Consider the following 25,169-nt stretch of genomic DNA (forward strand, 5'->3'; position numbering starts at 1 on the left):
CGGCCGAGGATAAGCGGTGCCGCGGGTGGCGGACCTAGCCGGGGAGCAGGCGCACCTGGGCGCCGGAGAGCTTGGCCCACCAGTGGTCGTAGCGGCTGTAGGGCCGGGGGTCGCGGTCGGCCAGCAGGGCCGTCAGGGAGCGGGCCTCCGCGGCGAGGCCGTCCCATGCCGCGGGCGGGAGTTCATGGAAGGCCGTCGCCTCGATGCCCCCGTCGACCGGCCGCCACACGCCGGCGACATAGCCGTCGACCAGCAGTGTGGGCAGCACATCGCCGTTGTTGCGGATCACCACCCGGCGGTAGTCCGGAGGAATCACGCGGCCGCGGTCGGCGTACGCGAGCAGGATGCTGTCCCACATCGCCATGAGCCGGGGCGGGGCCGGGGTGTCCGCGGGCGGGCGCGGGGCGCCGGGGAGGTCGAACAGCGCGGTGCCGTCGGGCCCTCGGAGCTCCTTGACGGCGCCGTCGAGCGCGCGCAGCGCCTGGCGTATCGGCGTCCGCTGGACCATGGCGAACTGCGCCATGTCCGCCACCGACGCCGGACCGAACCCCTCCAGATAGCGCAACAGAAGGCCCCGCAGCGCCTCCGGTGATATCTCCCGCCCCCTGGCGGAAAGGGCGCCCGTCTGCGCCGCGCGGAAGGACGGCCGCCAGCCGAAGGACCACGGCCCGCCGGTGACCGCGTGATGCAGGGGCGCATAGCCCTTCAGCCCCCACCACGCCCCGGCCTTCTTCTCGACGCCCAGCCGCTCCTCGAGCCACGCCTCCATCTCCGCGGCCGTTCGCGGCCGCTCGGCGAACGACAGCAGCCCCGGGAGTAGTTCATGGGCGTCCGCCGGGGTGAGCCCGGCGGCGGCGAAGCGATAGCCGAGCCGGGAGCCGTACAGGGTCGGCTCCATCGCCTCGCGGAAGCCCTGGTAGTCCTCGGCGTGGACCGCGTGCAGCGTGATCCGCATCAAGGTCGCCTTGACGACCGCACGGTCGGCGAACGCGGCGTCGAGCTCCGCCGGAGCGAATCCGGCGAGCCGGTTCCACAGCGCGACGTACGGCGAGGCGGCGTGCTGGGCCTGGAGCGCGACGACGCGGCGGACGGCGTCGACGGTGCCCAGTGACTCCCGCCGCAGCAGCAGTTGACGGCCGAGCGTGGCCCGGTTGAGTGCGCGCGCAGTGATCTCCACGGCCGACGATTGTGCCGTGCGACGCCCGGCCGCCGCCAGTGCCGTCCGGCAGCGGTACCTCGTCCGCCTGCCGTATCCGCGGCTGGGCTGCCCAAGCATGATCGCGTGCGCGATCACATCGGGGACTCCCGCCAGGACGATCGCAGCGGTGTGGCTGCCGGTCGGCTGCGAACCCTTTCCGTGCTCACCGCACCTTGCGGATGAGCAGCTCCACCGCTTGCTCCCACCGGAACGCGTCCCGTCCGCCGCCAGCCCTCGGCTGGTGCGGCTCGTAGTCGGCGATCAACACGCCCATCCCCTGTAGCCGCTCCAGGCTCTGCTGGTACGCGGGGTGGGCGGACTGTGCGGCGTTCAGATAGGGCAGGACGGCGGTCGGGATGCCCAAGCCGTACGCCTCGCACAGGATGCCCAGGGCCAGAGTGTCCGAGATCCCGGCGGCCCACTTGTTGATCGTGTTGAAGGTCGCCGGGGCGACGGCGATGGCGTCCGGCGGAGGGAGCGGGCGCGGGTCACCGGGCGAGCGCCAGGCGGAGCGGATCGGATAGCCGGTCTGGGCCTCGACCGCTTGGGGGTCGATGAAGCCCAGGCCCTGCGGGGTGGCGATGACACCGACGTCCCAGTCCCGCTCCTGTGCCGCGGTGATCAGCTTGCCGACGTCACCGGCGATCCCGGCCGCACAGACGACGACGTAGAGGAACGGCTTACTCCGCTCACTCATGCAGGCACTCCCAGTTGTCGGCTGAAGTGATGCAGCTCGGGCACGGCTCGGCGGCGGTCACGGGCGGCCAAGTCAGCCACCAGCTCACGCACTGCCGGCCGCCGGATGTCCTGGGCCGCGCAGCATTTAGCGACCTGGAGCGCTCGGCAACCGTCGGCGATCCTGCCCGCTGACTGTACGCACGGGCGGCGTCCACCCACAGGGCCGCGCGCCGTTCGGGGACGCGGATCGGTCGCCGCGTGAGCGGTCGGGCGGTCTCCGGGGCGGTGCCCGAGTATCGCCGAGGGCGACGGCCCGGCAGTTCCCTGGGACGGGCCCACTCGTTCGGAGGCGTACATGGAAACGCACCGACTCAGCTTCGTCCCCCGGCACCGCCTACTCGCGGCCTTACGCCAATGGGGACTACAGGCTGACAGCGACGTACTCCACTCGATCCCCCTGCCTACCGTCCCCCGGTGGCCTACCGTTCCACCCATGACCTCGATCAGCCCCGAGAACCCGCTGACCTCAGAAGACGCTGAGGGATTGCTCGCCATGCTCTCTGCCCGAGTCGAGATCAAGCCAGGCATGAGCGAGCGGGAGCTCGACCAGATCGAGGAACGCTGGGGGTTCCGTTTCGCTCCGGAGCACCGAACGTTGCTGGGTGCAGGACTGCCGACGGGTAGCGGTAGCTGGCCCGACTGGCGGGACGGTCACGCGGGCGACCTCGCGGAGAGGTTGGCCTGGCCGATCGACGGCGTGTTGTTCGACGTGGAGCACAACGGCTTCTGGCATCCGGAGTGGGAATTACGGCCAGCGGGCACCCAGGACGCCTTGGCGATGGCTCGCACCTACTTGGCCAAGGTCCCGGTGATGGTGCCGATCTACTCCCACCGGTATCTCCTGGCGGACCCAGACCGCACGGGCACGCCCGTGTTGTCGATGTATCAGGCAGACATCATTTACTACGGCACTGACCTGGTCGACTACTTCCATCACGAGTTCGGTCGGCCGGTTCCGACACCGAAAGACCACGCGTACCCCACGATCCCGTTTTGGTCCCACTTCCTGGGCTGAACAGCCCCGAGAGGACTGGCCCAGCTCTCGCCCCACCGCCAGCGCCCCACCGCCAGCGCCGCACCGACCCGCGCCGTCACCCGAAGATCCCGCGCGACGGCGTCGGTCTTCTCCCCGCAAGCGAACCGCCCGGCCGCCTCCAAGCGCACCCGCTCCCGCTTCTGCTGATCCCTTGGCGTCAGTCCGCCCCCGTGCGCGTACCGCATGACGACGTCGTACCGAAACGATCAAGAACCATCACTGCCGGCGGATTCCACCAGTTCAACCCGAGTAATCGCTGGCGCAACCGTGGTCGGCCCACTCGTCGAGGAGGCGGTCAGGCTGCCCATCGGTGTCGCCATCGGCCAAGGAACCCAGTCCGGTCGCGCAGATCGAATACAGGTCGCAATCCACACTAAGACCGTGTCCTATGTGGTGAGGCGGACGAGTCGCTTGTAGCAGCACAGGGCGGCGGCGAGGCCGAGAAGGCCAGATAGTTGCGGGGATTGCGTTCGTAGCGAGGGCTGAGTCGGCGGTGGCCGGATAGCCAGGACATTGTGCGCTCGATGACCCAGCGGCGGAGCCCTAATCGTTCACTGGACTCGATGCCTTTGCGGGCGATGCGTACTCCGATGCGCTTCCATCGCAGCCATCTGCGCAGGTCGGCCCTGTCGTAGGCTTTGTCGGCGTGCAGGCGCTGAGGCTTGAGATACCGGCCTGGGGTGATGACTGCTGCGCTTGTCGAACGGTTGGCGCCGGAAGACCTGTGGGAGTTGCTCCAGCGGGTGGTCCCGCCGGCTCCGCAGTGTCCGCAGGGTGGAGGAGCACGCCGGCGAGGACCGCGAGGTACTGGCCGCGATCATCTTCGTGGCCCCCTCGGGGTGTACCTGGAACCAATTGCCGCCCGGTTTGAGTCTGTCGGGAGTGACCGCCTTCCGTCGATTTACTGAGTGGACCGAGGCCCGGGCGTGGGCCAAGCTCCACCGCCTGGTCCTGGACTCGGCTCCCGGGGCGGGCTGGACCGGTCTCGCTGCGCCAAGCCCACCCGCACCCGCGAGAATGGTTCGACGCGACAGATCCGGACGAGTGGCCACTTCGGTGCCTCCATCAGGTGACTGCTGAGCCGGCGTGGGCGGAAGCCATTCGGCGAGGGAACCTAGCGTCGCTCAGCGACCGGCGCGTGAACCCGAGTAGAACGGGCCACAATCCGAGAACCGACGCGCACCCGGCCGGGGTAGCGGACTTCCGGATTCCTTCGGAGGCGCTGGTACGCGTCGAGGGGTAACTGCCGGAGGTGCAGGCGGCCTTCGGCGGTCCATGTGCTCCGACCAAGGAAAATTCGTGATCAGCACGAAGGCCGTGGGGATGAGTATGTCGCACCCTGCCGTTCGACAGGAGCCGTTCACGAAACTGCCTTGCTTCCTGGACGAGTTCGGTTCCGCGTGGTTGTGCGGCCTGCGGCCTGCGGCCTGCGGCCTGCGGCCTGCGGCCGTCAGGCGCGCGCCGTCGTGAAGGCCGCGGCGCCCTCGCGGTCGAGCCAGGTGGCGAAGTCCATCAGGCCCGGGTGCTCCTCGCGCAGCGCGTCGATGTCGGCATGCCAGCCGCCGCCGTGGTTGGCGAAGTCGTAGCCGGCCACGGCGTCGGCGTCGCGGCCGGCCAGCGCCTCGCGCGGGATATGCCGGTAGGTGATGGGCCGCCGCAGTGCCCGCTCCATGGCTCGGACGATCTGTGGCATGGTCAGTTCGTCCCCGGCCAGTTCGATCGTCCGGCCGGTGTATTCGGCCGGACGGGTGAAGGCCAGCGTGGCGAACGCGCCGATGTCGGTGGCCGCGATGAGTTGGACGGGCACGTCCGGCAGGATGACGTCGGCCAGCATGCCGTCGCGCACGCCCATCTGCGGGTGGACCTGGTTGTCCATGAAACGGACCGGCCGCAGCGCGGTCATGGGCAGGCCCAGGTCGCGGCCGTACCGCTCCAGGGTGTCCTTGGTCTGCCAGCGCGCGATGCCGTGCGAGGCGTCGGCCGCGCCGACGGAGGCGTACACGAAGCTGCGGACGCCGGCCGCGGCGGCGGCGTCGGCGACGTTGCGGCCGTAGCGGAGCTCGTCGTCGATGGCGAAGCCGGGCGGCGTGCCGGGGTAGCCGAGGGTGGGCTGGACGCTGAAGACGCCGTCGACGCCGCGGGTGGCCGCGTCGAGCGAGAGGCGGTCGTCCATGTCGCCGCGGACCAGCTCGGCGCCGGCGGCGGCGAGCGTCCGCGCGGCGGGGGTGCCGGGGTCGCGGACGAGAGCGCGGACCCGCTGCCCGGCGGCCAGCAGGCCGCGGGCCGTGGCGCCGCCCTGGGCGCCGGTGGCGCCGGTCACGAGAACGGTGATCATGTTTCCTCCCGGTGGCGGGGTGCCGAGAACCGGGGATGCTCCCCGGTTTCCGTCGGGTACGATACGGGGACAGTCCCCGATTAAGTCAACCCGGGAGGCGATGATGCGGGCCGACGCCCGGCGCAACTACGACCGGCTGGTGGCCTCCGCGCGGGCGGCCTTCGCCGAGCTGGGGGCTGATGCGCCGCTGGACGACATCGCACAGCGCGCGGGCGTCGGCAACGCCACGCTCTACCGGCACTTCCCCACCCGGCAGGCGCTGCTGGAGGCGGTGTTCCACGACCACGTCGACGCCCTGTGCCGCCGGGCCGGGGAGCTGATGTCCGCGCCGTCGCCGGGCGCGGCACTGAGGGAGTGGCTGAGCGCGTTGATCGCGCAGGGCAGCACGGAGCGCGGGCTGGCCGCGTCGCTGCTGGCGGCGCTGGGCGAGGATGGCTCGTCGTGTCGCGTGGCGGTGTTCGATGCGGCGCGGGGGCTCCTGGCGCGGGCACAAGAGGCGGGCGACGTCCGGCCGGGCGTGCCGGTCGAGCAGCTGTTCAAGCTGGTGAACGCCATCGCGCTGGTCACCGAGACGGAGCCGGACGCGGCCGGGCAGGCGGCCGCTCTGCTCGACCTGATCTTCCACGGCCTGACTCCGCGCCCGTGAACAACGGGCGCGGAGTCAGGCGGTGAGGAGCGCGCGAGTCCGGCGGGGTCGGCGCGTCATGTCCGGGACTACGTCCCCGGCCGGTAGCGCAGGGGGTGGTCCTCCGGCACCTCCACGATCGCGATTCTGACCCCGTCCGGGTCGGCGATCCACATCTCGATCAGCCCCCAGGGCTCCTTCCGCGGGGGCCGCAGCACCTCGACCCCGTGTGCCGTGAGTTCCTCGTGGACGGCGTGGGCGTCGGCGACCTGGAGCCACAGCTGGAGGCCGGGGGCCGGAGGGGCGTCGGAGCGGCCGGAGAGTTCGAGGAAGCCGCCGCCGAGGAAGTAGACCGTGCCGCGCTCGGGGCCCTCGCCGAACTCCCGGTAGACCGCGAGGCCGAGGGCCTCGCCGTAGAAGGCGCGGGAGCGTTCGGGGTCGGTCGGCCGCAGCAGGGTCCGGCTGCTCAGTACATGCACCATGTGCGTGACCCTACGCACCGGCGGCGCGTTAGGGTCGATTCCTGCCGCGGACGGCGGGGAGCCGTCGGCGGGGAGCAGCCAGCAGGGAGAGGACTTCCGACGTCATGGAGACCGTTGACGCCGCCCGGCCCAGCGCCGAGCCGACCTTCCGGACCGCGACCGAGGCCGATGTGCCGGGGCTCGTCGCGCTGATCGAGTCGGCCTACCGGGGGGACTCCAGCCGGGCGGGCTGGACGACGGAGGCCGACATCCTGGGCGGGCAGCGCACCGACCCCGAGGGGGTCGCGGCCGTGGTGAGCGACGAGAGCGGCCGGATGCTGGTGGTCGAGCTGGGCGGCGAGCTGGTGGCCTGCTGTCAGCTGGAGCACCGCGGTGATCATGCGTACTTCGGGATGTTCGCGGTGCGTCCCGAGCTTCAGGGCGCCGGGCTCGGCAAGGTGATCATCGCCGAGGCGGAGCGGTGGGTGCGGGCCGAGTGGAGCGTGCGGGAGATGCGTATGACGGTGATCTCGGCGCGCGAGGAGCTGATCGCGTGGTACGAGCGGCGCGGCTACGCCCGTACGGGAGAGATGTCGCCGTTCCCGTACGGGGACGAGCGCTTCGGCATCCCGCGCCGCGCCGGTCTCGAGTTCGAGCTGCTGGTCAAGCCGCTGGCCTGAGGCAAGAGAGGGTGGTCACGCCGTGTAGCGGGCCGCCCGCCTGATCTCCGGGAAGTCGGTGGTGCCGCCGTCCAGGCCGAGCCCGCGGGCCAGCTTCAGGTGGTCCGGGGTGTTCACCGTCCACCCGATGACCTTGAGGTCGGCGGCGTGGGCGCGCTGGACGAGTTCCAGGGTGAGCCGGCGGATGTTGAGGACCAGCATCCCGGCGCCGACCGCCCGCGCCCGGTCGATCACATCCAGTCCGTAGCGGCTGGCCACGAGCGCGGTGCGGGCGTCCGGGAGCAGGGTGCGGATCTCGGTGAGGGCCTCGTCGTGGAAGGAGAGCACGTCCACGCGGTCCAGCAGATCACGGCGGGTGATCACCTCGGCGAGGGCCCGCGCGGCCGCGGTGTCCTTGATCTCCGCCTGGAGGGGCGCCCGCACGGCGTCCACGACCTCCTCGAAGACCGGGATGCGCTCGCCCTGCCCGGCGTCGAGCTGGCGCAGTTCGGCGAGGGTGAAGTCGCTGATGGGGCCGTTGCCGTCGGTGGTGCGGGCCACGTCGGCGTCGTGCATCACCACGAGCTCGCCGTCCTTGCTCAGGTGCAGGTCGAGCTCGATCACGTCCAGGCCCTCGCGCTCGGCGCGGAGGAAGGATCGGAGGGTGTTCTCCGGCTCGACGCCCATCACTCCGCGGTGTCCGATGGTGAGAAAGGTCAACGGTCTCTCGCTCTTCTGTCGGCTCTGCTGGTCGTGCTGAGGCTGTTGCCGAGACGGCTGCCCGGAGCGGCGCTCAGCCTAACGGCCGACCGCGACACGGGGGTTAAGACGCGGCCGCGGCCTGGGCGCGGGTGGGCGACGGGGGCGTGTATCGCAGGAAGCCACAGGAAACCACGGGAAAATCGTCGGCGTTCAAGGGGCGGCGCAGGATAATTTCCCGTAACGTCACTTGAGCGGGTGATCCATCGATGCGTACGGTGTGGGTGCGTGAGTTTCTTCGGTGGAGGTGTTGATATGGCGGAAATTCTTTCGTCTTCGGTGGCGGAGGGTGTCATTCTGTCTGCGGAGCGTGCGGAGCGTGCGGATCGCGGAGGCCGTGTAGTCGAGCACCCGTCCTGGTCCGTACTCAAGGACGCCGTGGAGACCATCCGGCCCTGGCAGTCCAAGGACGGCTCGATCGACTTCGAGGCCGACGGCGCTCCACCCGGCGCCAGAGCCCGGTCCGCCGTCGACCGGGTCGTGCGGGCCGTCGAGGAGCTGGCCCCGCTGCTGCCGCACGACGCCGCGTACCACCGGGCGCTCGTCGCCGATCTGCGCCGCTGGGCGGACGGCGGCTTCGGGGTGCCGGACTTCCTGGACTCGCTGCTCGCCTTCCAGCCCGCCCGCGGGCGGGCCGACGGCCTCCAGCACCTGGTCGTCTTCCCGATGTACACCCAGAACGGCAACCCGGACCGCAACCTCGAAGCGCTCGTGGTGCGCGTGGTGTGGCCGGACTGGCTGGCCGAGCTCGAGCGCACGCGCTACGACAACAAGCTCTACCTCGGTCTGGCCTTCGAGGACTTCACCTCCGGCTACGACACCAACTCCGCGGTGCTCTTCCCCGAGACCATCGCCGTCCGCGAGGTCCCCGAGCGCTTCAGCTGGGGAGGCATCTTCTGCGACCGCGAGGCCGCCCGCTTCCGGCGGGTGAGCGAGGCCGCCGTCCAGGCGCTGCGCGTCGAACTCCCCGAGGACGTCCGGGGCATGCTGGAGGACCAGCGGCGCTGCCAGGAGGCGTTCGCCCTGTGGGACATGGTCCACGACCGCACCCACAGCCATGGCGACCTGCCCTTCGACCCCTTCATGATCAAGCAGCGCCAGCCGTTCTGGATGTACGGCCTGGAGGAGCTGCGCTGTGACCTCACGGCCTTCAAGGAGGCCGTGAAGCTGGAGGCCGAGGGGATCGCCCAGGCCCGCGACGTCCAGTACGCCGTGATCTTCGACCGGATGTTCCGGTTCCCCGTCACCGGCGACCGGGTGCGCAACTACGACGGGCTCGGCGGCCAGCTGCTCTTCGCCTACCTGCACCAGCACGACGTCGTACGCTGGACGGACAACACCCTGCACATCGACTGGGTCCGCGCCCCGCAGGTCACCAACCAGCTGTGCGGCGAGATCGAGAAGCTGTACCGCGACGGCATCGACCGCCCCAAGCTCGTCCACTGGTTCAAGGCGTACGAGCTGGTGTCGTCCTACCTGTCCCCGCACCCCGGCTCCGTATGGGCCAAGGGCCCCGAGGCCCTGGACCTCACCCAGCCGCCGCGCAAGCTGGTGGACGACGTGCTCCCCGACGAATTCCCGCTCAGCATGTTCTACGAGGCGCTCGCGAAGAAGCTGCGCGACGTGGTCGCCTCCACCAAGGGCATCACGGCCGACAGCGGCGTCAAGGCGGCGGCGTGAAGCCGGTGGCAGGGATGAGCGGAGGGCACGAGGAGGCGACCACCATGACCACACTGACGTCGAGCCCCACGCCGAACGAGCCGAACGGCAAGGGGCCGCTGGACGGAGCCGTGGTCGCGGTGGCCGGCGCGGCGGGCCCGGCGGGCCGCGCCGTGCTGCTGCGCCTCGCCGAGGCCGGGGCCACCGTCATCGCCTCCGACGCGGACCCCGCCCGGCTGGCCGAGGCCGTGGACGCCGCCCGCTACGCCCACGGCGGGGCCACCGTCACCGGCGACACCGTCGACCTGCTCGACCTCGGCGCGGCCCGCGAATGGGCCGACCGCACCGAGAAGGAGTTCGGCCGGGTGGACGGCCTGGTGCACCTGGTCGGCGGCTGGCGGGGCAGCAAGAGCTTCGCCGACGCGCCGCTCGCCGACTGGGACACCCTGCACAACCTGCTGATCAGGACCGCCCAGCACACCTCGCTCGCCTTCCACGACGCCCTGCTGCGCAGCGGCAAGGGGCGCTATGTCCTGATCAGCGCGGCGGGCGCCTCCCAGCCCACCGCCGGGAACGCCGCGTACGCCGCCGCCAAGGCCGCGGCCGAGGCCTGGACGCTCGCGCTCGCCGACTCCTTCCGGAAGCTGGGGGACGAGGGCGGCCCGGCCGCGGCGGCTGTCATCCTGGTGGTCAAGGCGCTGGTGCACGATGCCATGCGGGCGGAGCGCCCCAACGCCAAGTTCGCGGGCTTCACGGACGTCAAGGAGCTGGCCGAGGCCATCGCCGGACTCTGGGACCGGCCCGCCCGGGAAGTGAACGGAACCCGTCTGTGGCTGACCCCCGAGCCGTGAACCCAGGGCGCACCGATGCCCGCCGCCACCATGACCCCGATCTGCGCGGATTCGCCAGCGACAACTACGCGGGAGCCCATCCGGAGATCCTCGCCGCGCTCGCCCTCGCCAACGGCGGCCATCAGGTCGCCTACGGCGAGGACGACTACACCGAGCATCTCCAGCGGGTGATGCGCAGCCACTTCGGGGCTGCCGCCCAGACCTTCCCGGTCTTCAACGGCACCGGCGCCAACGTGGTCGCCCTCCAGGCGCTCACCGACCGCTGGGGCGCGGTCATCACGGCCGACACCGCGCACATCCACGTCGACGAGTGCGGCGCCCCCGAGCGCGTGGGCGGGCTCAAGCTGCTCACCGTGCCCACCGAGGACGGCAAGCTCACCCCCGAGCTCATCGACCGCGAGGCGTACGGCTGGGACGACGAGCACCGGGCCATGCCCCAGGTCGTCTCCATCGCCCAGAACACCGAGCTGGGCACGGTCTACACGGTGGACGAGATCCGCGCCATCTGCGACCACGCCCACGAGCGCGGCATGAAGGTCCACCTCGACGGGGCCCGGATAGCCAACGCGTCCGCGTCCCTGGACGTGCCGATGCGCGCCTTCACCAACGCGGTGGGCGTGGACGTGCTGTCCTTCGGCGGCACCAAGAACGGCATGCTGTTCGGCGAGGCCGTGGTGGTCCTGAACCCGGACGCCGTGCGCGGCATGAAGCACCTGCGCAAGCTGTCCATGCAGCTGGCGTCCAAGATGCGGTTCGTCTCCGTACAGCTGGAGGCGCTGCTCGCCCGCGACCTGTGGCTGCGCAACGCCCGCCACGCCAACACCATGGCCCGGCGGCTGGCGGAGGGGGTCCGTGCGGTCGAGGGCGTGGAGATCCTCCACCCGGTCCAGGCCAACGCCGTCTTCGCCCGGTTGCCGCACGACGCGGCCGAGCGCCTGCGAAAGCGCTACCGCTTCTACTTCTGGGACGAGGCGGCCGGCGATGTGCGGTGGATGTGCTCCTTCGACACGACGGAGGAGGACGTCGACGGCTTCATCGCGGCCCTCCGCGAGGAGCTGGGCAAGGCGTAGCGGCACACAGGACTCCGGCCCTGTCCGAGAGCTCGGACAGGGCCGGAGTCCTGAAAGAGAGTCCTGGAAGAGGGGACGGGTCAGCCGCGCTTGAGCCCGGCCGCCTGCGCCGGGGTGGGCGCGGTGCCGCCGAGGTGGGCCGGGACCCACCAGGTGTCGTCCGCGTTCTTCGGCCGCACCGGATACGCCCGCTGCGCCGCCTCCAGCAGCTCCTGCACCCGGGCGCGCAGCCGCTCGGTGAGCGTGTCCGCGGGCTCGGCCGGGTCGGCCTCCATGGGCGCGCCCACCCGCATCGTGATCGGGAAGTGGTTGCGGCCCAGATCCCGCTTGTGGCCCTTGGTCCACAGCCGCTGGGTGCCCCACAGCGCCATCGGCAGCAGCGGTACGCCGGCCTCCTGGGCCATCCGGGCCGCGCCGGTCTTGAAGTTCTTGAGGGTGAACGACTCGGAGATCGTCGCCTCGGGGAACACCCCGATGATTTCACCCGAGCGCAGCGACCGCAGCGCGTGCTTGTACGCGTCCATGCCCGCCGCGCGGTCGACCGGGATGTGCTTCATCGCGCGCATCAGCGGCCCGGCGACCTTGTGGCGGAAGACGGACTCCTTCGCCATGAAGCGGACCAGCCGCTTGGCCGGGCGGGCGGTCAGCCCGCAGAAGACGAAGTCCAGATAGCCGATGTGGTTGCTCACCAGAACCGCGCCGCCCCGCTTGGGGATGTTCTCGGTGCCCTTGATGTCGAAGCGCAGGTCCTGCGCCCTGAACATGGTGCGGGCGGCCCCGATCACGGGCGGGTAGACGAGCTCTGCCATGGGGGGGGACCCTTCTCTTTTCCTGGGAGGGCTCTCCCGACGGAAGTTACGCGGCCGTAGGTTCTGGGCTTCTGGCAGATGGTGCCCCATATCGCGCCCCTCTGCCTACCAGGCGGCCCGGGGCGGCCGCGAGATCCTCATCACGTCGACGGAAGGGCGTACGCCAGGGCGGGCGCGGGGAGGAATGTCCCCCGGGAATCCGGTGCTGCATCCTTCGAGGGACGATCGGAAGGACAGCGGGTGCGAAGCGGACAGGGCGAGCCGGACCGGAGCGCGCGGCTGGGCGCCGCGGAACTCGACGCGGCGCTGGGGGAGCGGGCGACGCTCGTGCAGTTCTCCAGCGTGTTCTGCCAGCCGTGCCGGGCCACCCGGGGGATCCTCGCCGAGGTCGCCGGGATGGTGGACGGCGTGGCCCATGTGGAGATCGACGCCGAGGCGCGGCTGGACCTGGTGCGTCGGCTGGGCGTCGTACGGACCCCCACGGTGCTGGTGCTCGACGCCGACGGCCGCGTGGTGCGCCGCGCGACCGGGCAGCCGCGCAAGGCGGACGTGATCGCGGCGCTCGGCGCGGCGGTCTGAGCCGCCGCCGGCACCCGTTGGCAAGGTCACAGTTCAACCGGGTTGCCTACGGGGAACCACCTGGGTGTACTGGCGAGTAATATTTCGATCGGTGCAGGTGCCGCCCCGGTCGCCGACCGGCCGGAATCCGTGCCCGAAGGCGCCTATGCTGCCTGCACAAGGCAGCTTGACGAGACGATGCAGTAGGAGAGCCGGCGTGAGCTTGAGGATCGTTGTCTGTGTGAAGTACGTGCCCGACGCCACCGGCGACCGGCACTTCGCCGAAGACCTGACCGTCGACCGCGACGACGTGGACGGCCTGCTCTCCGAGCTGGACGAGTACGCGGTTGAGCAGGCCCTCCAGATCGCTGAGGAGCGCCAGCGGGAAGGGGACAGCGCCGAGATCACCGTGCTGACCGTCGGCTCCGAGGACGCCAAGGACGCGCTGCGCAAGGCGCTGTCCATGGGCGCCGACAAGGCCGTGCATGTCGAGGACGACGACCTGCACGGCACGGATGTGCTGGGCACCTCGCTGGTGCTCGCCAAGGCCATCGAGAAGACCGGCTACGACCTGGTCGTCTGCGGCATGGCCTCCACCGACGGCACGATGGGCGTGCTGCCGGCGCTGCTGGCGGAGCGCCTGGGCGTCCCGCAGGTCACGCTGCTGTCCGAGGTCTCGGTCGAGGACGGCACGGTGAAGGGGCGCCGCGACGGCGACACCGCGTCGGAGCAGCTGGAGGCCTCGCTGCCCGCCGTCGTGTCGGTGACGGATCAGTCGGGCGAGGCCCGCTACCCGTCGTTCAAGGGCATCATGGCCGCCAAGAAGAAGCCGGTGACCTCCTGGGACCTGGAGGACCTGGAGATCGAGACGGACGAGGTCGGCCTGGAGGGCGCCTGGACCGCGGTCGACAGCGCCACGGAGCGCCCGGCCCGCACCGCGGGCACGATCGTCAAGGACGAGGGCGAGGGCGGCAAGCAGCTCGCGCAGTTCCTTGCGGGTCAGAAGTTCATCTGACCGCCGCGCCCGCCGCATCGCCAACCGTTCGCATCTTTTCCGCAGGAGATCGATTCCCATGGCTGAAGTCCTCGTCTATGTCGACCACGTGGACGGTGCCGTCCGCAAGCCCACCCTCGAGCTGCTGACCCTGGCCCGCCGGATCGGTGAGCCGGTGGCCGTCGCGCTGGGCAACGGCGCCGCCGACACCGCCGCCACGCTCGCCGAGTACGGCGCGGTCAAGGTCCTGACCGCCGACGCGCCCGAGTTCGCCGACTACCTGGTCGTCCCGAAGGTGGACGCGCTCCAGGCCGCCTACAAGGTGGTGTCCGCCGGGGGCTCCCTGGCCGCCGTGCTCGTGCCCTCCTCCGCGGAGGGCAAGGAGATCGCCGCCCGGCTGGCCGTCCGGATCGAGTCGGGCATCATCACCGATGCCGTCGACCTGGAGGCCGGCGACGAGGGTCCGGTCGCGACCCAGTCGGTGTTCGCCGCCGCGTTCACCACCAAGTCCCGGGTCTCCAACGGCACCCCGGTCATCACCGTCAAGCCGAACTCGGCCGCCGTGGAGGCCGCGCCGGCCGCCGGGGCCGTGGAGGCGCTGTCCGTGACCTTCTCGGACCAGGCCACCGGCACCAGGATCACCTCCCGTACGCCGCGCGAGTCCACCGGGCGCCCGGAGCTGACCGAGGCCGCGATCGTGGTCTCCGGCGGCCGGGGCGTCGGCGGCGCGGAGAACTTCCCCCTCGTCGAGGCGCTGGCCGACTCGCTCGGCGCGGCTGTGGGCGCCTCGCGCGCGGCGGTGGACGCGGGCTGGTACCCGCACACCAACCAGGTCGGCCAGACCGGCAAGAGCGTGTCCCCGCAGCTGTACATCGCCACCGGTATCTCCGGCGCGATCCAGCACCGGGCCGGCATGCAGACCTCCAAGACCATCGTGGCCATCAACAAGGACTCCGAGGCCCCGATCTTCGACCTCGTCGACTACGGCGTGGTCGGCGACCTCTTCGAGGTGGTCCCGCAGCTCACCGAGGAGATCAACGCCCGCAAGGGCTGACGCCTCTGCCGGGCGGCCCTGTGCCAGTGGACGGCCCCCGTGTGCGGACGACGCGCCGCGCACGAGGGCCGTACGCGTGTCCGGGGGGTGTTGACCCGCGGTCGAGCCGCGGATAACTTCGCCTTACGGATTTCGGATTCCGCAGTGCGGAAGTAGTCGCAGTGGCGTGGAGGGTGTGCGGATGGGACAGCCAGAGACGTTCGCGACCAGCCTTCCCGGCGCCCTACGGGACGGAATCGCAGCCTCCCTCGCCGGTGTCGACGCCGAGCTCGCGCGCCGTTACCCCGGCGACCCCGGCACCCGCCAGCCCGTCCACACCGTCTATGTGCCCGCCGACCTCTTCACCGCCGGCACCGTCCGCGACTGGGGCGCCCAGGCGCTCGCCGCGCTCGACGAACACGCCCCCGACCCCGCCGCGCTGGCCGCCGTCCTCGGCATCCAGGACGACCTCGCCGAACCGGTTTACGAGCGGATGCGCGCCAAGCTGACCCGCGAGCCCATTGAAGACCTGCGCATCGACTTCGAGGACGGCTACGGCCCGCGCCCCGACGCCGAGGAGGACGCCGCGGCGGCCCGCGCCGCCTCCCTGGTCGCCGCCGCCGTCGCGGACGGCACCGCGCCGCCGTACATCGGCATCCGCATGAAGTGCATGGAGGCCGCCGTCCGCGACCGCGGCATCCGCACCCTCGACATCTTCCTCACCGGGCTGATGAACGCCGGCGGCCTGCCCGGCGGGCTCGTCCTCACCCTGCCGAAGGTCACCTACGCCGAGCAGATCACCGCCATGGTCCGGCTGTGCGAGGAGTTCGAGCGGGCGCACGGCCCGGCCGCGGGCCGGATCGGCTTCGAGATCCAGATCGAGACCACCCAGGCCATCCTCGGCCCTGACGGCCGCGCCACCGTCGCCCGCATGATCGACGCCGCCGACGGCCGGGCCACCGGGCTGCACTACGGCACCTTCGACTACAGCGCCTCCTGCGGGGTCAGCGCCGCCCACCAGTCCATGGACCACCCCGTCGCCGACCACGCCAAGGCCGTCATGCAGGTCGCCGCCGCGGGCACCGGCGTCCGGCTCTCCGACGGCTCGACCAACGTGCTGCCCGTCGGGTCGGCCGACCAGGTCCACGAGGCCTGGCGGCTTCACCACCGCCTGGTACGACGCTCGTTGGCGCGCGCGTACTACCAGGGCTGGGACATGCACCCCGGCCATCTGCCGACCCGTTACGCCGCGGTCTACGCCTTCTACCGCGAGGGCCTGCCCCAGGCCGCGGCCCGCCTGGCAGCGTACGTCAACCGCGCGGGCGGCGCCGGAGGCGCCATCGCCGACGAACCGGCCACGGCCAAGGCCCTCAGCGGCTATCTGCTGCGCGGCCTGGACTGCGGAGCGGTGGACGCCGACGAGGTGGAGCGCCTCACGGGCCTGTCCCGCGCCACTCTGGGCACCCTCTCGGGCCGGGCCCCCGCCGCCGCGAGCTGACCCCGACGGGCCGAGGTCTCGACGGCCCTCGGCACGCCCGGCTCCCGCCCGCGCCGGGCCCGAGTGACCCCGCGGACTCCGGTCCGTCGCCCGGTGGTCGGCCGTATGGGCTCACTCCGACGCCTCACCCGGGATGCGGTGCCGCCGGGGAAGGCGGGAGATGTTGTCATGACCGGCGCTCCCGACGAGCCACCGGGCAGGCCACCGGCCCCGAAGCCCCCACCGCCGCCGACTCCACCGCCGCCGACTCCACCGCATGACCGTGCCGCCGCGGGGACGGGCGACGGTCCGGCGCGCCGTCGCGGGATCCGCGGTTCCGCCAGAAGCGCCGCCTCGGGGCTGCTCATCTCGCTGGCCTGTCTGCTCGTGCCCGTGTCCGTGGCGTCGGTGTGGCTCCATGACGTCGTCCTCGACACCGACCGCTACGTGGCGACCGTCTCCCCGCTCGCGAAGAACCCGGCGATCCAGGACGCCGCGCTGCGTCATGTCCGCCGGGCCGTGGAAATCCACCGGAGCGGCCGGGACATGACCGCGGACATCGCCTCCTGGCTGCGCCGCCATCGGCTCCCGCCCAAGGCCGCGCACGCCGCCGAGAGGCTGGTGGCCAAGCTGGACCCGGCCGTCGACCAGGCGGTGACGGCGGTGGCGGCGGACGTCGTGCGCGGCGACCAGTTCCCGGCCGTGTGGGTCGGCGCCAACCGCGCCGCGCACTCCGCCGTCGTCCGCGTGCTCACCGGCAAGGGGCATGGATCGGTCGAAGTGGACGGCGACACCGTGACCCTGGACGTGGGCGCGGCCCTCGCGAAGGTCAAGCGGAAGCTGCGGAACGCCGGACTCTCCTCGGCGAAGGCGGTCCCCGACGTCGACCGGCGCATGGTCCTGTTCCACTCCGCCCAGTTGGGCCGGGCCAGGGCGGCGGCGCACCTGCTGGACCTCGCCGGGACCTGGCTGCCCGCGCTGACCGCGCTGCTCGGCACCTCCGGCGTGCTGCTCGCCCACGGGCGCCGCCGCGCCCTGGCCCGGGCGGCGCTGGGGACCGCCGCCACCTCGCTGGCCCTGGCCGTGGGCCTGGCCGTGGCCCGCCGGTACTGCCTCGACCACCTGCCGCCGCGCGTGCTGCCCGGGGCGGCAGCGGCGGCCGTCTACGACACGCTGCTGCGCGTCCCGCGGGCCACCCTGCGCACCGTCGGGGTGCTCGGCCTCGTCGTCGCGCTGGGCGCCTACCTGGCGGGGCCCGGCCGGCTGCCCCGCGCGGCGCGGCGGAGCGCCGACGGCGCGGCCGAGGCCGCCGCGCGCTGGAGCGCGGCCCGCGGGCTGCGCACCGGGCGGGCCGGCACCTGGGCCGCGGGCCACCGACGGGCGCTGGCGGGCGGGACGCTGCTGCCGACGGCCGTGGCGTTCGGCGCCTGGAACCACCCCACCGCGCTGACGGTGCTCTTCCTGGCGCTGGTCCTGCTGGCCGCGCTCGCGGTGATCGCGTTGCTGGCCGCGACCGGCCGGGTGACCCGGTCCGGGGCGGGGCGGCCGCCGTAAGCTTGAGGTGTCGGCGCTGTGTGGGGTCATGTCGGCTCCGCCGGGCGCGCCCGATGGAGGTACACGATGGATTATCCACTGCTGAACGTGTTCATGACCACGGTGTGGGTCTTTCTGTGGGTCCTGTGGTTCATCCTGCTCTTCCGCGTGATCGGCGACCTCTTCCGCGATGACACGATGAGCGGCTGGGCCAAGGCGGGCTGGTGCTTCTTCGTCGTCGTCCTGCCCTTCCTCGGCATCTTCGTGTACCTGGTGGCACGGGGCCGCGGCATGGGCGAGCGCGAGTCGAAGGCGGCCATGAAGGCGGAGGCGGATCTGAAGGATTTCGTACGCGAGACCGCCGCGAGCGGCCACGCCGCGGAGCTCTCCAAGCTCGTGGAGCTGAAGAACCACGGCGACATCACGGCCGAGGAGTACGAGCAGGCCAAGGCCAAGGTGCTCGCGGCCTGACCACGACCATCATGAGGGCGGCCACCGCGAGCGCGACCACCGTGGAGCTCAGTACCGCACCGCCGCGCCCACCTGCGCCTTGAGGTGCCCACTGAGTTCGCGGTGGCTGCGCGCGGTGGCCTTCTTCGACGAGCGGGGCTGGACCGAGGAGACCGTCACGACGGCCACATCGAGCAAATTGCCGTCCGCGTCGCGGAAGTTCACCTCCACGGCGTAGCTTGCCTTGTGGTCCTGCTTGTTGGTCACGGTGATCGGTGCGACGGCGTGGCCGTCATGGCCGATCGAGACGGTGCCGGCCTTGACATCGGCCTTCGCGTTCACACCGTGCTTGATCTCGTTCAGCTCGGCCTTCGCGGAGGCCGTCGCCGAGGCGATGGCCTTGGAGGCGCGGGACGCGGTGGACGAGGGGCTGCCGCCGTTCGAACACCCGGCGGAGATCAGCACCGCGGCCGCCACCAAGCCACCCGCGCAGAACGTGCGTACCCGGCACCGGGCCATCGAGCCTCACCTCGTCCCGTCGCGCCGTGGCGCACTCGTTCCGACTGCCGTCGTCGGACCCACCCTGACGGCAGACGGGCGCCACGGCGAGCCGGACGGCGCATCCGGGGCGGGGTGCGGAGCCGGGTGACGCGGCGGAGCCGGATCACGCCGCCGGCGGCAGCTCCCCGGAGCCGCGGGTGATCAGACGGGTCGGCAGGACCACCCGCCGCGGCTCGCCCCCCGCCCCGTCGAGGCGACGGAAGAGCAGGTCGGCGGCGGTACGGCCGAGTTGGGCCGAATCCTGGGCTATGACGGTGATGCCGGGGGAGAGGAGGTCGGCGAGCTCGAAGTCGTCGAAGCCGACGAGGGCGACCGACGCGGGGCGCCCGGCCAGGATCCGTACGACGGTGACCGTCACGCGGTTGTTGCCCGCGAACAGTGCGGTGACCGGTTCCGGCGCGTCCAGCATCGCGAGGGCCGCCGCCCCGACCCGGTCGGGCTCGGTGACGCCGAGGGACACCCACGCGTCGTCGACCGGCAGCCCCGACGCGGCCATCGCCGCCCGGTAGCCGCGCAGCCGCTCCTCGGCGGTGTGGATGCCCCGCTGGTCGCCGATGAAGCCGATGCGGCGGTGGCCCTGGGCGATCAGATGGGCGACGCCGTCGCGCGCGCCGCCGAAGCTGTCGGAGAGCACGGCGTCGGCCTCGATCAGGCCGGCCGGGCGGTCCACGAACACCGTGGCGACGCCCGCCGCTATCTCCGGGCCCAGATAGCGGTGGTCGCTCCCGGCCGGGATGACGACGAGCCCGTCGACCCGCCGGGCGCACAGCGCCAGGACGAGCTCCTGCTCGCGGACGGGGTCCTCGGCGCTCGAACCGTTGATCAGCAGGGCGCCGTGTGCGCGGGCGACCTCCTCGACGGCGCGGCTGAGCGGCCCGTAGAACGGGTCGGCGAGGTCCTCGAGGACCAGCCCGATGCTGGCCGTGCGGCCCTTGCGCAGAATGCGGGCGCTGTCGTTGCGACGGAAACCGAGCGCGGTGATGGCCTCCTTGACGCGCCGCTCGGTGTCGGGGGTGACCCCCGGCTCGCCGTTGACCACCCGCGAGACCGTCTTCAGGCCGACCCCGGCCCGCGCGGCGACGTCCTTCATGGTGGGCCGGGTGCCGTAGCGGCGCGAGGTGGTGGCGGTGCCCGGAGCGGTGTCGGTCACGGTGCGCATGTCCCGTCGCTGGTCGTCGTGCGGAAGCGGTGTCCGAGCATAGCCCCTGGACAACGTTGTCAGCGGCAGGGAAGACTGTTGCCCCACAGCGTTACCACCAAGAGACCGCCGAGAGACTGCCAGGAGAGACAACTCACATGCCACGTGACCTCATCGCCGCACTGGACATCGGCGGGACCAAGATCGCGGGCGCATTGGTGGACGGCGGCGGCAAGCTGGTCGCGCGGGCCAGGCGCGCCACCCCCGCCCAGGAGTCGGGCGAGACCGTGATGCGCGAGGTCACGGCGGTACTCGACGAGCTGTCGCGCACCGCGCACTGGTCGCGGGTCGCCGCGGTCGGCATCGGCAGCGCGGGCCCGGTGGACGCCTCCGTCGGCACCGTCAGCCCCGTCAACATCCCCGGCTGGCGCGACTTCCCCCTCGTCGCCGGGGTCCGGGAGACGGTCGGCGAACTGCCGCTCACGCTGGTCGGCGACGGGGTGGCCATGACGGCGGCCGAGCACTGGCAGGGCGCGGCGCGCGGCCGTACGGGCGCGCTGTGCATGGTGGTGTCCACGGGCGTCGGCGGCGGGCTGGTGCTGAACGGCCGGCTGCACCCGGGCCCCACGGGGAACGCCGGGCACATCGGTCACATCAGCGTGGACCTCGACGGCGACCCGTGCCCGTGCGGCGCGCGCGGCTGCGTCGAGCGCATCGCCAGCGGCCCCAACATCGCCCGCCGCGCCCTGGAGGGCGGCTGGCGCCCCGGCCCGGACGGCGACACGAGCGCGGCGGCGGTGGCCGCCTCGGCGCGGGCCGGCGACGCCGTCGCGCGCGCCTCCTTCGAGCGCGCCGCGCAGGCGCTGGCCGCGGGGATCGCGGCCACCGCGACCCTGGTCGAGATCGAGGTGGCCGTGGTCGGCGGCGGGGTGGCGGGCGCCGGGGACGTGCTCTTCGCCCCTCTGCGGCGCGCACTGCGCGACTACGCGACCTTGTCGTTCGTCGCCGGTCTGGAGGTCGTCCCCGCGCAGATGGGCACGGACGCCGGACTGGTCGGCGCCGCGGCCGCGGCCGCCCAGCAGGCCGCGTTGGAAGGCTTCGGGCCCATTTCCCATGGCGCGCCCGTGAGTTGAGCGGCACTGTCGGTGCTTGCCCCTAAGCTGTTGCGCGACCACGGCTTGCAAGGGGGACTGAGCACGGTGTCATCGGGGGACATGAGCGGGGACCTGACGGGCCGGGTCCTGGGCGGTCGGTACCGCGTGACCGGCGCGATCGGCCGGGGCGGCATGGGCGTGGTCTGCAAGGCGGTCGACGAGGTGCTGGGCCGGGAGGTCGCGGTCAAGGTGCTGCGCGCCTACACCGACTCGTCCGGGCCCGAACTCGCCGATCTGCGCGTCCGGATGCAGCGGGAGGCCCGCGCCGCGGCGCGGATCCGCCACTCCGGCGTGATCACGGTGCACGACGTGACGGAGGAGGGCGGGCTTCCGGTCATCGTCATGGAGCTGATCGAGGGCCGCTCGCTGGACGACCTGATAGACGAGCGGGGCGTCGTGCAGCCCCTGGAGGCCGCCGCGATCGGCGCGAAGGTGGCGGACGCGCTCGGCGCGGGCCACCTCGCGGGCGTGCTGCACCGGGACGTGAAGCCGGGCAATGTGCTGCTCGACCACGACGGCCGGGTCGTGCTCACCGACTTCGGCATCGCGAGCATGGACGCGCCGGGCGACGACGCGACCACCAAGCTGACCCGCAGCGGCGAGCTGATCGGCTCCCTGGACTATCTCGCGCCGGAGCGCGCCCAGGGCCAGGAGCCCGGCCCGGCCTCGGACGTCTGGGCGCTCGGCATGACGCTGTACGCGGCGGTGGAGGGCTCGTCCCCGTTCCGCCGGACCTCGGTGTGGTCGACGCTGACGGCCATCGTCACCGAACCGCTTCCGGAGCCGCGGCGGGCCGGGCCGCTGACCCCGGTCCTGCACGCGATGATGGACAAGGACCCGGCGGCGCGGCCGACCGCGGCCGAGGCGCGCGTGATGCTGGAGGCGGTGGTGGCCGGGGAGGAGCCGCGGCCCGCCGCGGGCCGGGCGGAGCGCACGCCGACGGAGCCGGATGTGCTGGGCTCCGCGGCGCCGCCGCTCATACGGCCGGGGCCCGGCGGCCCGTCCGGCGGCCCGGGGTCCACCGAGCCGCAGCCCGCCGTCGCGCAGCCTTCCGCCCCGCAGGCTCCCGTTCCGCCGCCGTCCATTCAGCCGTCCTCCCCTCTGCTGCCCTCGGCCCCGCGGGGTTTCGGGCCGCCGGTCCCCGACGAGCCGCTGGTGAGCGGCGGGCGGCCGGGCGGTGGGGCGCCGCCGCGGCCCGGTCGTAAGAAGGCGCTGATCGCGGCCATGGCCGTCGCCGTTCTGCTCGCCGGGGGAGGCGTGACCTACGCGCTCGTCGGCGGTGACGACGACAAGGCCACGACCGCGCGCCAGGAGGAGACCCCGGCGTCCCCCTCCGGCTCAGCGTCACCGGAGGGCGGAAAGACCGCTGACAGGGGCGACAAGGGCGACAAGGGCCGTACGGGCGACAAGGGCGACGAGGGCGACGAGGACGGCAAGGGGGACAAGGGCGACGAGGGCGGGAAGAAGACCGCGGAGCCCACGGGCTCCGGCGCCCCGTCCGCGTCGGGCGAGCCGGACGGCGGCGGCAAGGGCGCGTCCGGCGGCTCCGGCGGAGGGTCGGGCGGTGGCAATCACGGTGGCGGCGGCGGGGTTTCGGGCGGTGGCGGCTCGGCGGACCCCGACCCCGCGCCGGTCTGCCATGCCGCGGGCGGCGGGAAGTACAACTGCCAGGTGTGGCGCGCCTCCACCTCGTACACGGCCAGCGGCCAGCCGGTCGGCACGCTCAACGAGGGCCTGAACTACTTCTACTGCCAGCAGAATCTGGGCCGCCGGGAGACCTACGGCAAGTGGACGAACGTGTGGTGGGCCAAGACGGACGACGACAGCGGCAACACCAACGTGTTCATCAGCGACGTCTACATCAAGGGCGGGGACAACGACCAGCCCCTCCCCGGGCTCCCTGTGTGCTGACGGGCGCGCGGGGAAGGGCCGGCCGGTCCCGGTGCGGCAAGCTCCCGCGGCGGGGCGGCCTCAGGCCTCAGCAGCTGAAGGCCGCGTCCGCCCAGTCGCCGTGGTCGCTGGTGATGCCGTCCCCGGCGTCGGTGGTCACGAGCCGGACCGTGGTGGCGTCGCCGAGGTCGGCCGTGACGGCCGTGGCCGGGTCGGCGTTGGTCAGCGTCCCCGTCGAGGCGACCTTCTCGCCGTCCGCCCAGACCTCGAAGGCGACCGTCCCGGCGGCCTCCTCCTCGTCGTCCACGCCGACCTGGGCCGTGAACCTGGTGCACCGGCCGCCGGTGTAGTACGTCACCTCGCTCGGCGCATGCACCCCCAGGCCCTTGGCGTGGACGGTGCCGCCGATGGTGATCGGATGTCCGTCACCCGCCGCGTTCTCGCCCACGCTGGTGTCCTTCTCCACCGGACCCCAGCCGTTGACCGCGCTCAGCCAGGGCAGATCGCTCGCGTAGGAGGTCCCGGAGGGCGGCGCCACCACCACATGGACCGGCGTCGGCAGCTCCGCCGTGGCCCGGGTGCCCTGCGGGGAGCGATAGGCCGCCGAGACCTTCAGCTCGTAGGCGCCGACCGGGGTGGCGGCGGGGGCGGTGACCCGCCAGCGCGTGGTCAGTTTCCGGCCGGTGGTCAGCGCGTCGGCGTCGGTCGGGGAGGCGGCCTCCACGCGCCAGCCGTCGGGGCCGGTGAGGCGGACCGAGACCCGGCGGGCCGGGGTGCGGCCGAGGCCGGTGACGGTGGTGGTGACCTCGGCGGTGTTTCCGGCCTCGGTCAGCGCGGCCGCGTCGGTGCCCAGTTCCACGGCGGGCGGGTGGGCGGCCCAGCGCCGGTCGGCCGAGACCCGGTACAGCGCGGTGCCATGGGCCGGGACGGTGGCCGCCACCTCACCCGCGGTGTTGTAGCTGCGGTGCTGCCACAGGTCGCGCAGCTGGTACCCGTCGGCCTTCGGCAGGCCGATCGCCTCGGCCGTGGTGGCGATGTGCCGGGGCCGGTCGGTCTCGTTGAAGAGCGCGACCGCCCGGTCCCCGCCCGCGAGCTCCTTGACGATGACCCAACCCCCGCCCCCGGAGGAGAGCACCGCGCCCTGCTTGCCCAGCCGGTCCTGGTCGACGGCGATGACCTCGCGGTTGCCGAGGATCTCGTAGGTCTCGGGGGTGGCCTTGCGCAGGTCGGAGCCGATGAGCAGCGGCGCCGCCATGATCGACCAGAGGGAGAAGTGGCTGCGGTACTCGGTGGGCGTCATGCCGCCGTTGCCGACCTCCAGCATGTCGGGGTCGTTCCAGCGGCCGGGCCCGGCGTACGGGGCGAGCGGGAGGTTCTGCTTGGCGATGGACAGCATGCTGCCCCAGCTGTCGCTGATGTCGCCGGTGGTGCGCCAGAGCTGGCCCATGTCGCCGGCCCACTCCCATGGCTTGTTCTGGCCCCATTCGCAGATGCTGTAGACGATGGGACGGCCGGTCGCGCGGAGCGCGTCGCGCATGGCGAGATAGCGCTGTTTCGCGTCCACGCCTTGGTTATTGCAGTTGTCGTACTTGAGGTAGTCCACGCCCCAGTCGGCGAACTGCTGGGCGTCCGACCGCTCATGGCCCAGCGCGCCCGGGAACCCCGCGCTGTTGCAGGTCTTGGTGCCGGCGCTGGTGTAGATCCCGAACTTCAGCCCCTTGGAGTGCACATAGTCGGCGACGGCCCTGATGCCGTTCGGGAAGCGCACGGGGTCCGGGACCAGCTTGCCGTCCGCGTCGCGCTGGGGCAGCGCCCAGCAGTCGTCGAGATTGACGTACTGGTATCCGGCCTCCTTCAGCCCCTTGGTGACGAAGATGTCGGCGATGTCCTTGACCATCGTCTCGTTGAACTCGGCCCGGCAGTGGGTGGAGTTCCAGTTGTTGAAGCCCATCGGGGGTGTGAGGGCGAGCGGGTCGCCCGGCGCGGACCCGGCCGTCGGCGTGTCCGCCACGGCCCCGGCGGGCTGGGCGGCGGCCGGGACGGTCAGCCCGGCCGCCCCGGTGGCTCCGAGCAGTGCGGCGGCCACTCCTCCGATGATTCTTCGGCGGATGACAGGGGAAAAGAGATGGCGCATGATGCGGTTCCTCCGTTCTCGACGGGGTGACGCTGCGTCAAATCACG

The 25,169-nt window shown here is 72.3% G+C and carries 23 protein-coding genes and 3 pseudogenes; 15 read left to right on the plus strand and 11 right to left on the minus strand.

The genetic code is table 11. The annotated features are described in order from the left end of the window. Positions 1–34: 34 nt before the first annotated feature. From ACH4S9_RS38795 to ACH4S9_RS38805, 3 genes and pseudogenes are all read right to left on the minus strand, one after another. Positions 35–1,177 carry a winged helix DNA-binding domain-containing protein gene (locus ACH4S9_RS38795; RefSeq protein ID WP_398376389.1) on the minus strand — a complete coding sequence of 381 codons (1,143 nt, stop codon included), beginning with the start codon at positions 1,175–1,177 and terminating at the stop codon, positions 35–37. A 184-nt stretch (positions 1,178–1,361) separates the two neighbouring features. Continuing rightward, on the minus strand, positions 1,362–1,895 hold the full coding sequence (locus ACH4S9_RS38800) for a flavoprotein (RefSeq protein ID WP_385344557.1): 534 nt from the start codon (positions 1,893–1,895) through the stop codon (positions 1,362–1,364). After that, positions 1,892–2,169: pseudogene (locus ACH4S9_RS38805) on the minus strand (transcriptional regulator); the annotation flags it as partial. The pseudogene ACH4S9_RS38805 and the gene ACH4S9_RS38800, both read right to left, overlap by 4 nt. 200 nt (positions 2,170–2,369) lie before the next feature. On the opposite strand from ACH4S9_RS38805, the gene ACH4S9_RS38810 reads away from it, so the two are divergent. Continuing rightward, entirely contained in the window at positions 2,370–2,951 is a 582-nt protein-coding gene (locus ACH4S9_RS38810; protein ID WP_311726822.1) for a hypothetical protein, read from the plus strand. A gap of 407 nt (positions 2,952–3,358) precedes the next feature. Here ACH4S9_RS38810 and ACH4S9_RS38815 read toward each other — a convergent pair. Next, positions 3,359–3,648, minus strand: a pseudogene (locus ACH4S9_RS38815) (transposase); the annotation flags it as partial. A 7-nt stretch (positions 3,649–3,655) separates the two neighbouring features. Here ACH4S9_RS38815 and ACH4S9_RS38820 point away from each other — a divergent pair. Then, a pseudogene (locus ACH4S9_RS38820) lies at positions 3,656–3,967 on the plus strand (transposase); the annotation flags it as partial. Between the two features lie 455 nt (positions 3,968–4,422). Here ACH4S9_RS38820 and ACH4S9_RS38825 read toward each other — a convergent pair. Next, positions 4,423–5,307, minus strand: coding sequence for an NmrA/HSCARG family protein (locus ACH4S9_RS38825; protein WP_311726821.1), 885 nt, complete (start codon positions 5,305–5,307; stop codon positions 4,423–4,425). Positions 5,308–5,410: 103 nt separating this feature from the next. Here ACH4S9_RS38825 and ACH4S9_RS38830 point away from each other — a divergent pair, with 103 nt between their 5' ends. Continuing rightward, a complete protein-coding gene (locus tag ACH4S9_RS38830; protein ID WP_385344548.1) occupies positions 5,411–5,953 on the plus strand; it encodes a TetR/AcrR family transcriptional regulator in 543 nt (180 codons plus the stop codon). Positions 5,954–6,021: 68 nt separating this feature from the next. On the opposite strand, the gene ACH4S9_RS38835 is transcribed toward ACH4S9_RS38830, so the two are convergent. Further along, a complete protein-coding gene (locus ACH4S9_RS38835; protein ID WP_398376393.1) occupies positions 6,022–6,414 on the minus strand; it encodes a VOC family protein in 393 nt (130 codons plus the stop codon). 104 nt (positions 6,415–6,518) lie between these two features. On the opposite strand from ACH4S9_RS38835, the gene ACH4S9_RS38840 reads away from it, so the two are divergent. Next, positions 6,519–7,073: a GNAT family N-acetyltransferase gene (locus tag ACH4S9_RS38840; RefSeq protein ID WP_311726818.1), complete on the plus strand. Its 555-nt coding sequence runs from the start codon at positions 6,519–6,521 to the stop codon at positions 7,071–7,073. 15 nt (positions 7,074–7,088) lie between these two features. On the opposite strand, the gene ACH4S9_RS38845 is transcribed toward ACH4S9_RS38840, so the two are convergent. Beyond that, positions 7,089–7,772 carry a glycerophosphodiester phosphodiesterase gene (locus ACH4S9_RS38845; protein ID WP_398376395.1) on the minus strand — a complete coding sequence of 228 codons (684 nt, stop codon included), beginning with the start codon at positions 7,770–7,772 and terminating at the stop codon, positions 7,089–7,091. 294 nt (positions 7,773–8,066) lie between these two features. On the opposite strand from ACH4S9_RS38845, the gene ACH4S9_RS38850 reads away from it, so the two are divergent. From ACH4S9_RS38850 to ACH4S9_RS38860, 3 genes are read left to right on the plus strand one after another with little or no spacing between them, the layout of a single operon-like run. Beyond that, positions 8,067–9,491, plus strand: a complete 1,425-nt coding sequence (locus tag ACH4S9_RS38850) for a DUF6421 family protein (RefSeq protein WP_398376397.1) — start codon at positions 8,067–8,069, stop codon at positions 9,489–9,491. Between the two features lie 44 nt (positions 9,492–9,535). After that, positions 9,536–10,321 (plus strand): SDR family oxidoreductase, encoded by a 786-nt coding sequence (locus tag ACH4S9_RS38855; protein WP_311726815.1) that lies wholly within the window; start codon positions 9,536–9,538, stop codon positions 10,319–10,321. After that, the gene (locus ACH4S9_RS38860; protein WP_311726814.1) at positions 10,318–11,391 is read left to right on the plus strand and encodes a low specificity L-threonine aldolase; all 1,074 of its coding nucleotides are present in this window, start codon (positions 10,318–10,320) and stop codon (positions 11,389–11,391) included. Before ACH4S9_RS38855 ends, ACH4S9_RS38860 begins: the two co-directional genes overlap by 4 nt. 80 nt (positions 11,392–11,471) lie before the next feature. Here the strand turns inward: ACH4S9_RS38860 and ACH4S9_RS38865 are convergent, their stop codons facing one another. Next, a complete protein-coding gene (locus ACH4S9_RS38865; RefSeq protein ID WP_311726813.1) occupies positions 11,472–12,200 on the minus strand; it encodes a lysophospholipid acyltransferase family protein in 729 nt (242 codons plus the stop codon). A 240-nt stretch (positions 12,201–12,440) separates the two neighbouring features. On the opposite strand from ACH4S9_RS38865, the gene ACH4S9_RS38870 reads away from it, so the two are divergent. From ACH4S9_RS38870 to ACH4S9_RS38895, 6 genes are all read left to right on the plus strand, one after another. Then, positions 12,441–12,779: a TlpA family protein disulfide reductase gene (locus tag ACH4S9_RS38870; protein ID WP_398376400.1), complete on the plus strand. Its 339-nt coding sequence runs from the start codon at positions 12,441–12,443 to the stop codon at positions 12,777–12,779. 196 nt (positions 12,780–12,975) lie between these two features. Further along, positions 12,976–13,773 carry an electron transfer flavoprotein subunit beta/FixA family protein gene (locus ACH4S9_RS38875; protein ID WP_385344533.1) on the plus strand — a complete coding sequence of 266 codons (798 nt, stop codon included), beginning with the start codon at positions 12,976–12,978 and terminating at the stop codon, positions 13,771–13,773. Between the two features lie 58 nt (positions 13,774–13,831). Beyond that, positions 13,832–14,806: an electron transfer flavoprotein subunit alpha/FixB family protein gene (locus ACH4S9_RS38880; protein WP_311726810.1), complete on the plus strand. Its 975-nt coding sequence runs from the start codon at positions 13,832–13,834 to the stop codon at positions 14,804–14,806. A gap of 181 nt (positions 14,807–14,987) precedes the next feature. Continuing rightward, positions 14,988–16,283: a DUF6986 family protein gene (locus ACH4S9_RS38885; RefSeq protein WP_385344529.1), complete on the plus strand. Its 1,296-nt coding sequence runs from the start codon at positions 14,988–14,990 to the stop codon at positions 16,281–16,283. Positions 16,284–16,655: 372 nt separating this feature from the next. Then, the gene (locus tag ACH4S9_RS38890) at positions 16,656–17,816 is read left to right on the plus strand and encodes a hypothetical protein (RefSeq protein ID WP_398376403.1); all 1,161 of its coding nucleotides are present in this window, start codon (positions 16,656–16,658) and stop codon (positions 17,814–17,816) included. 66 nt (positions 17,817–17,882) lie between these two features. Further along, entirely contained in the window at positions 17,883–18,266 is a 384-nt protein-coding gene (locus ACH4S9_RS38895) for an SHOCT domain-containing protein (protein WP_398376404.1), read from the plus strand. A gap of 48 nt (positions 18,267–18,314) precedes the next feature. Here the strand turns inward: ACH4S9_RS38895 and ACH4S9_RS38900 are convergent, their stop codons facing one another. Both ACH4S9_RS38900 and ACH4S9_RS38905 read right to left on the minus strand, forming a co-directional pair. Next, positions 18,315–18,764 (minus strand): FxLYD domain-containing protein, encoded by a 450-nt coding sequence (locus tag ACH4S9_RS38900; RefSeq protein WP_398376406.1) that lies wholly within the window; start codon positions 18,762–18,764, stop codon positions 18,315–18,317. A 145-nt stretch (positions 18,765–18,909) separates the two neighbouring features. Continuing rightward, positions 18,910–19,956, minus strand: a complete 1,047-nt coding sequence (locus ACH4S9_RS38905) for a LacI family DNA-binding transcriptional regulator (protein ID WP_311726977.1) — start codon at positions 19,954–19,956, stop codon at positions 18,910–18,912. Positions 19,957–20,102: 146 nt separating this feature from the next. Here ACH4S9_RS38905 and ACH4S9_RS38910 point away from each other — a divergent pair, with 146 nt between their 5' ends. Together ACH4S9_RS38910 and ACH4S9_RS38915 are read left to right on the plus strand one after the other, a co-directional pair. Continuing rightward, on the plus strand, positions 20,103–21,077 hold the full coding sequence (locus tag ACH4S9_RS38910; RefSeq protein WP_361185172.1) for an ROK family protein: 975 nt from the start codon (positions 20,103–20,105) through the stop codon (positions 21,075–21,077). Positions 21,078–21,158: 81 nt separating this feature from the next. Beyond that, on the plus strand, positions 21,159–23,009 hold the full coding sequence (locus ACH4S9_RS38915) for a protein kinase (RefSeq protein WP_398376408.1): 1,851 nt from the start codon (positions 21,159–21,161) through the stop codon (positions 23,007–23,009). 67 nt (positions 23,010–23,076) lie between these two features. Here ACH4S9_RS38915 and ACH4S9_RS38920 read toward each other — a convergent pair whose 3' ends face one another. Continuing rightward, positions 23,077–25,122 (minus strand): NPCBM/NEW2 domain-containing protein, encoded by a 2,046-nt coding sequence (locus ACH4S9_RS38920; protein WP_398376411.1) that lies wholly within the window; start codon positions 25,120–25,122, stop codon positions 23,077–23,079. Positions 25,123–25,169 lie beyond the last annotated feature (47 nt).

This window comes from Streptomyces sp. NPDC021225 (genome assembly GCF_044332865.1).
Taxonomy (GTDB): domain Bacteria; phylum Actinomycetota; class Actinomycetes; order Streptomycetales; family Streptomycetaceae; genus Streptomyces.

Bases quoted from the DNA above. Each gene is read 5' to 3' on its own strand.
- ACH4S9_RS38910 (WP_361185172.1), top strand. From the start codon at position 20,103: ATGCCACGTGACCTCATCGCCGCACTGGACATCGGCGGGACCAAGATC.
- ACH4S9_RS38825 (WP_311726821.1), bottom strand. From the start codon at position 5,307: ATGATCACCGTTCTCGTGACCGGCGCCACCGGCGCCCAGGGCGGCGCC.
- ACH4S9_RS38920 (WP_398376411.1), bottom strand. From the start codon at position 25,122: ATGCGCCATCTCTTTTCCCCTGTCATCCGCCGAAGAATCATCGGAGGA.
- ACH4S9_RS38800 (WP_385344557.1), bottom strand. From the start codon at position 1,895: ATGAGTGAGCGGAGTAAGCCGTTCCTCTACGTCGTCGTCTGTGCGGCC.
- ACH4S9_RS38835 (WP_398376393.1), bottom strand. From the start codon at position 6,414: ATGGTGCATGTACTGAGCAGCCGGACCCTGCTGCGGCCGACCGACCCC.
- ACH4S9_RS38855 (WP_311726815.1), top strand. From the start codon at position 9,536: ATGACCACACTGACGTCGAGCCCCACGCCGAACGAGCCGAACGGCAAG.
- ACH4S9_RS38895 (WP_398376404.1), top strand. From the start codon at position 17,883: ATGGATTATCCACTGCTGAACGTGTTCATGACCACGGTGTGGGTCTTT.
- ACH4S9_RS38810 (WP_311726822.1), top strand. From the start codon at position 2,370: ATGACCTCGATCAGCCCCGAGAACCCGCTGACCTCAGAAGACGCTGAG.
- ACH4S9_RS38900 (WP_398376406.1), bottom strand. From the start codon at position 18,764: ATGGCCCGGTGCCGGGTACGCACGTTCTGCGCGGGTGGCTTGGTGGCG.
- ACH4S9_RS38840 (WP_311726818.1), top strand. From the start codon at position 6,519: ATGGAGACCGTTGACGCCGCCCGGCCCAGCGCCGAGCCGACCTTCCGG.
- ACH4S9_RS38830 (WP_385344548.1), top strand. From the start codon at position 5,411: ATGCGGGCCGACGCCCGGCGCAACTACGACCGGCTGGTGGCCTCCGCG.
- ACH4S9_RS38865 (WP_311726813.1), bottom strand. From the start codon at position 12,200: ATGGCAGAGCTCGTCTACCCGCCCGTGATCGGGGCCGCCCGCACCATG.
- ACH4S9_RS38915 (WP_398376408.1), top strand. From the start codon at position 21,159: ATGAGCGGGGACCTGACGGGCCGGGTCCTGGGCGGTCGGTACCGCGTG.
- ACH4S9_RS38850 (WP_398376397.1), top strand. From the start codon at position 8,067: ATGGCGGAAATTCTTTCGTCTTCGGTGGCGGAGGGTGTCATTCTGTCT.
- ACH4S9_RS38885 (WP_385344529.1), top strand. From the start codon at position 14,988: ATGGGACAGCCAGAGACGTTCGCGACCAGCCTTCCCGGCGCCCTACGG.
- ACH4S9_RS38880 (WP_311726810.1), top strand. From the start codon at position 13,832: ATGGCTGAAGTCCTCGTCTATGTCGACCACGTGGACGGTGCCGTCCGC.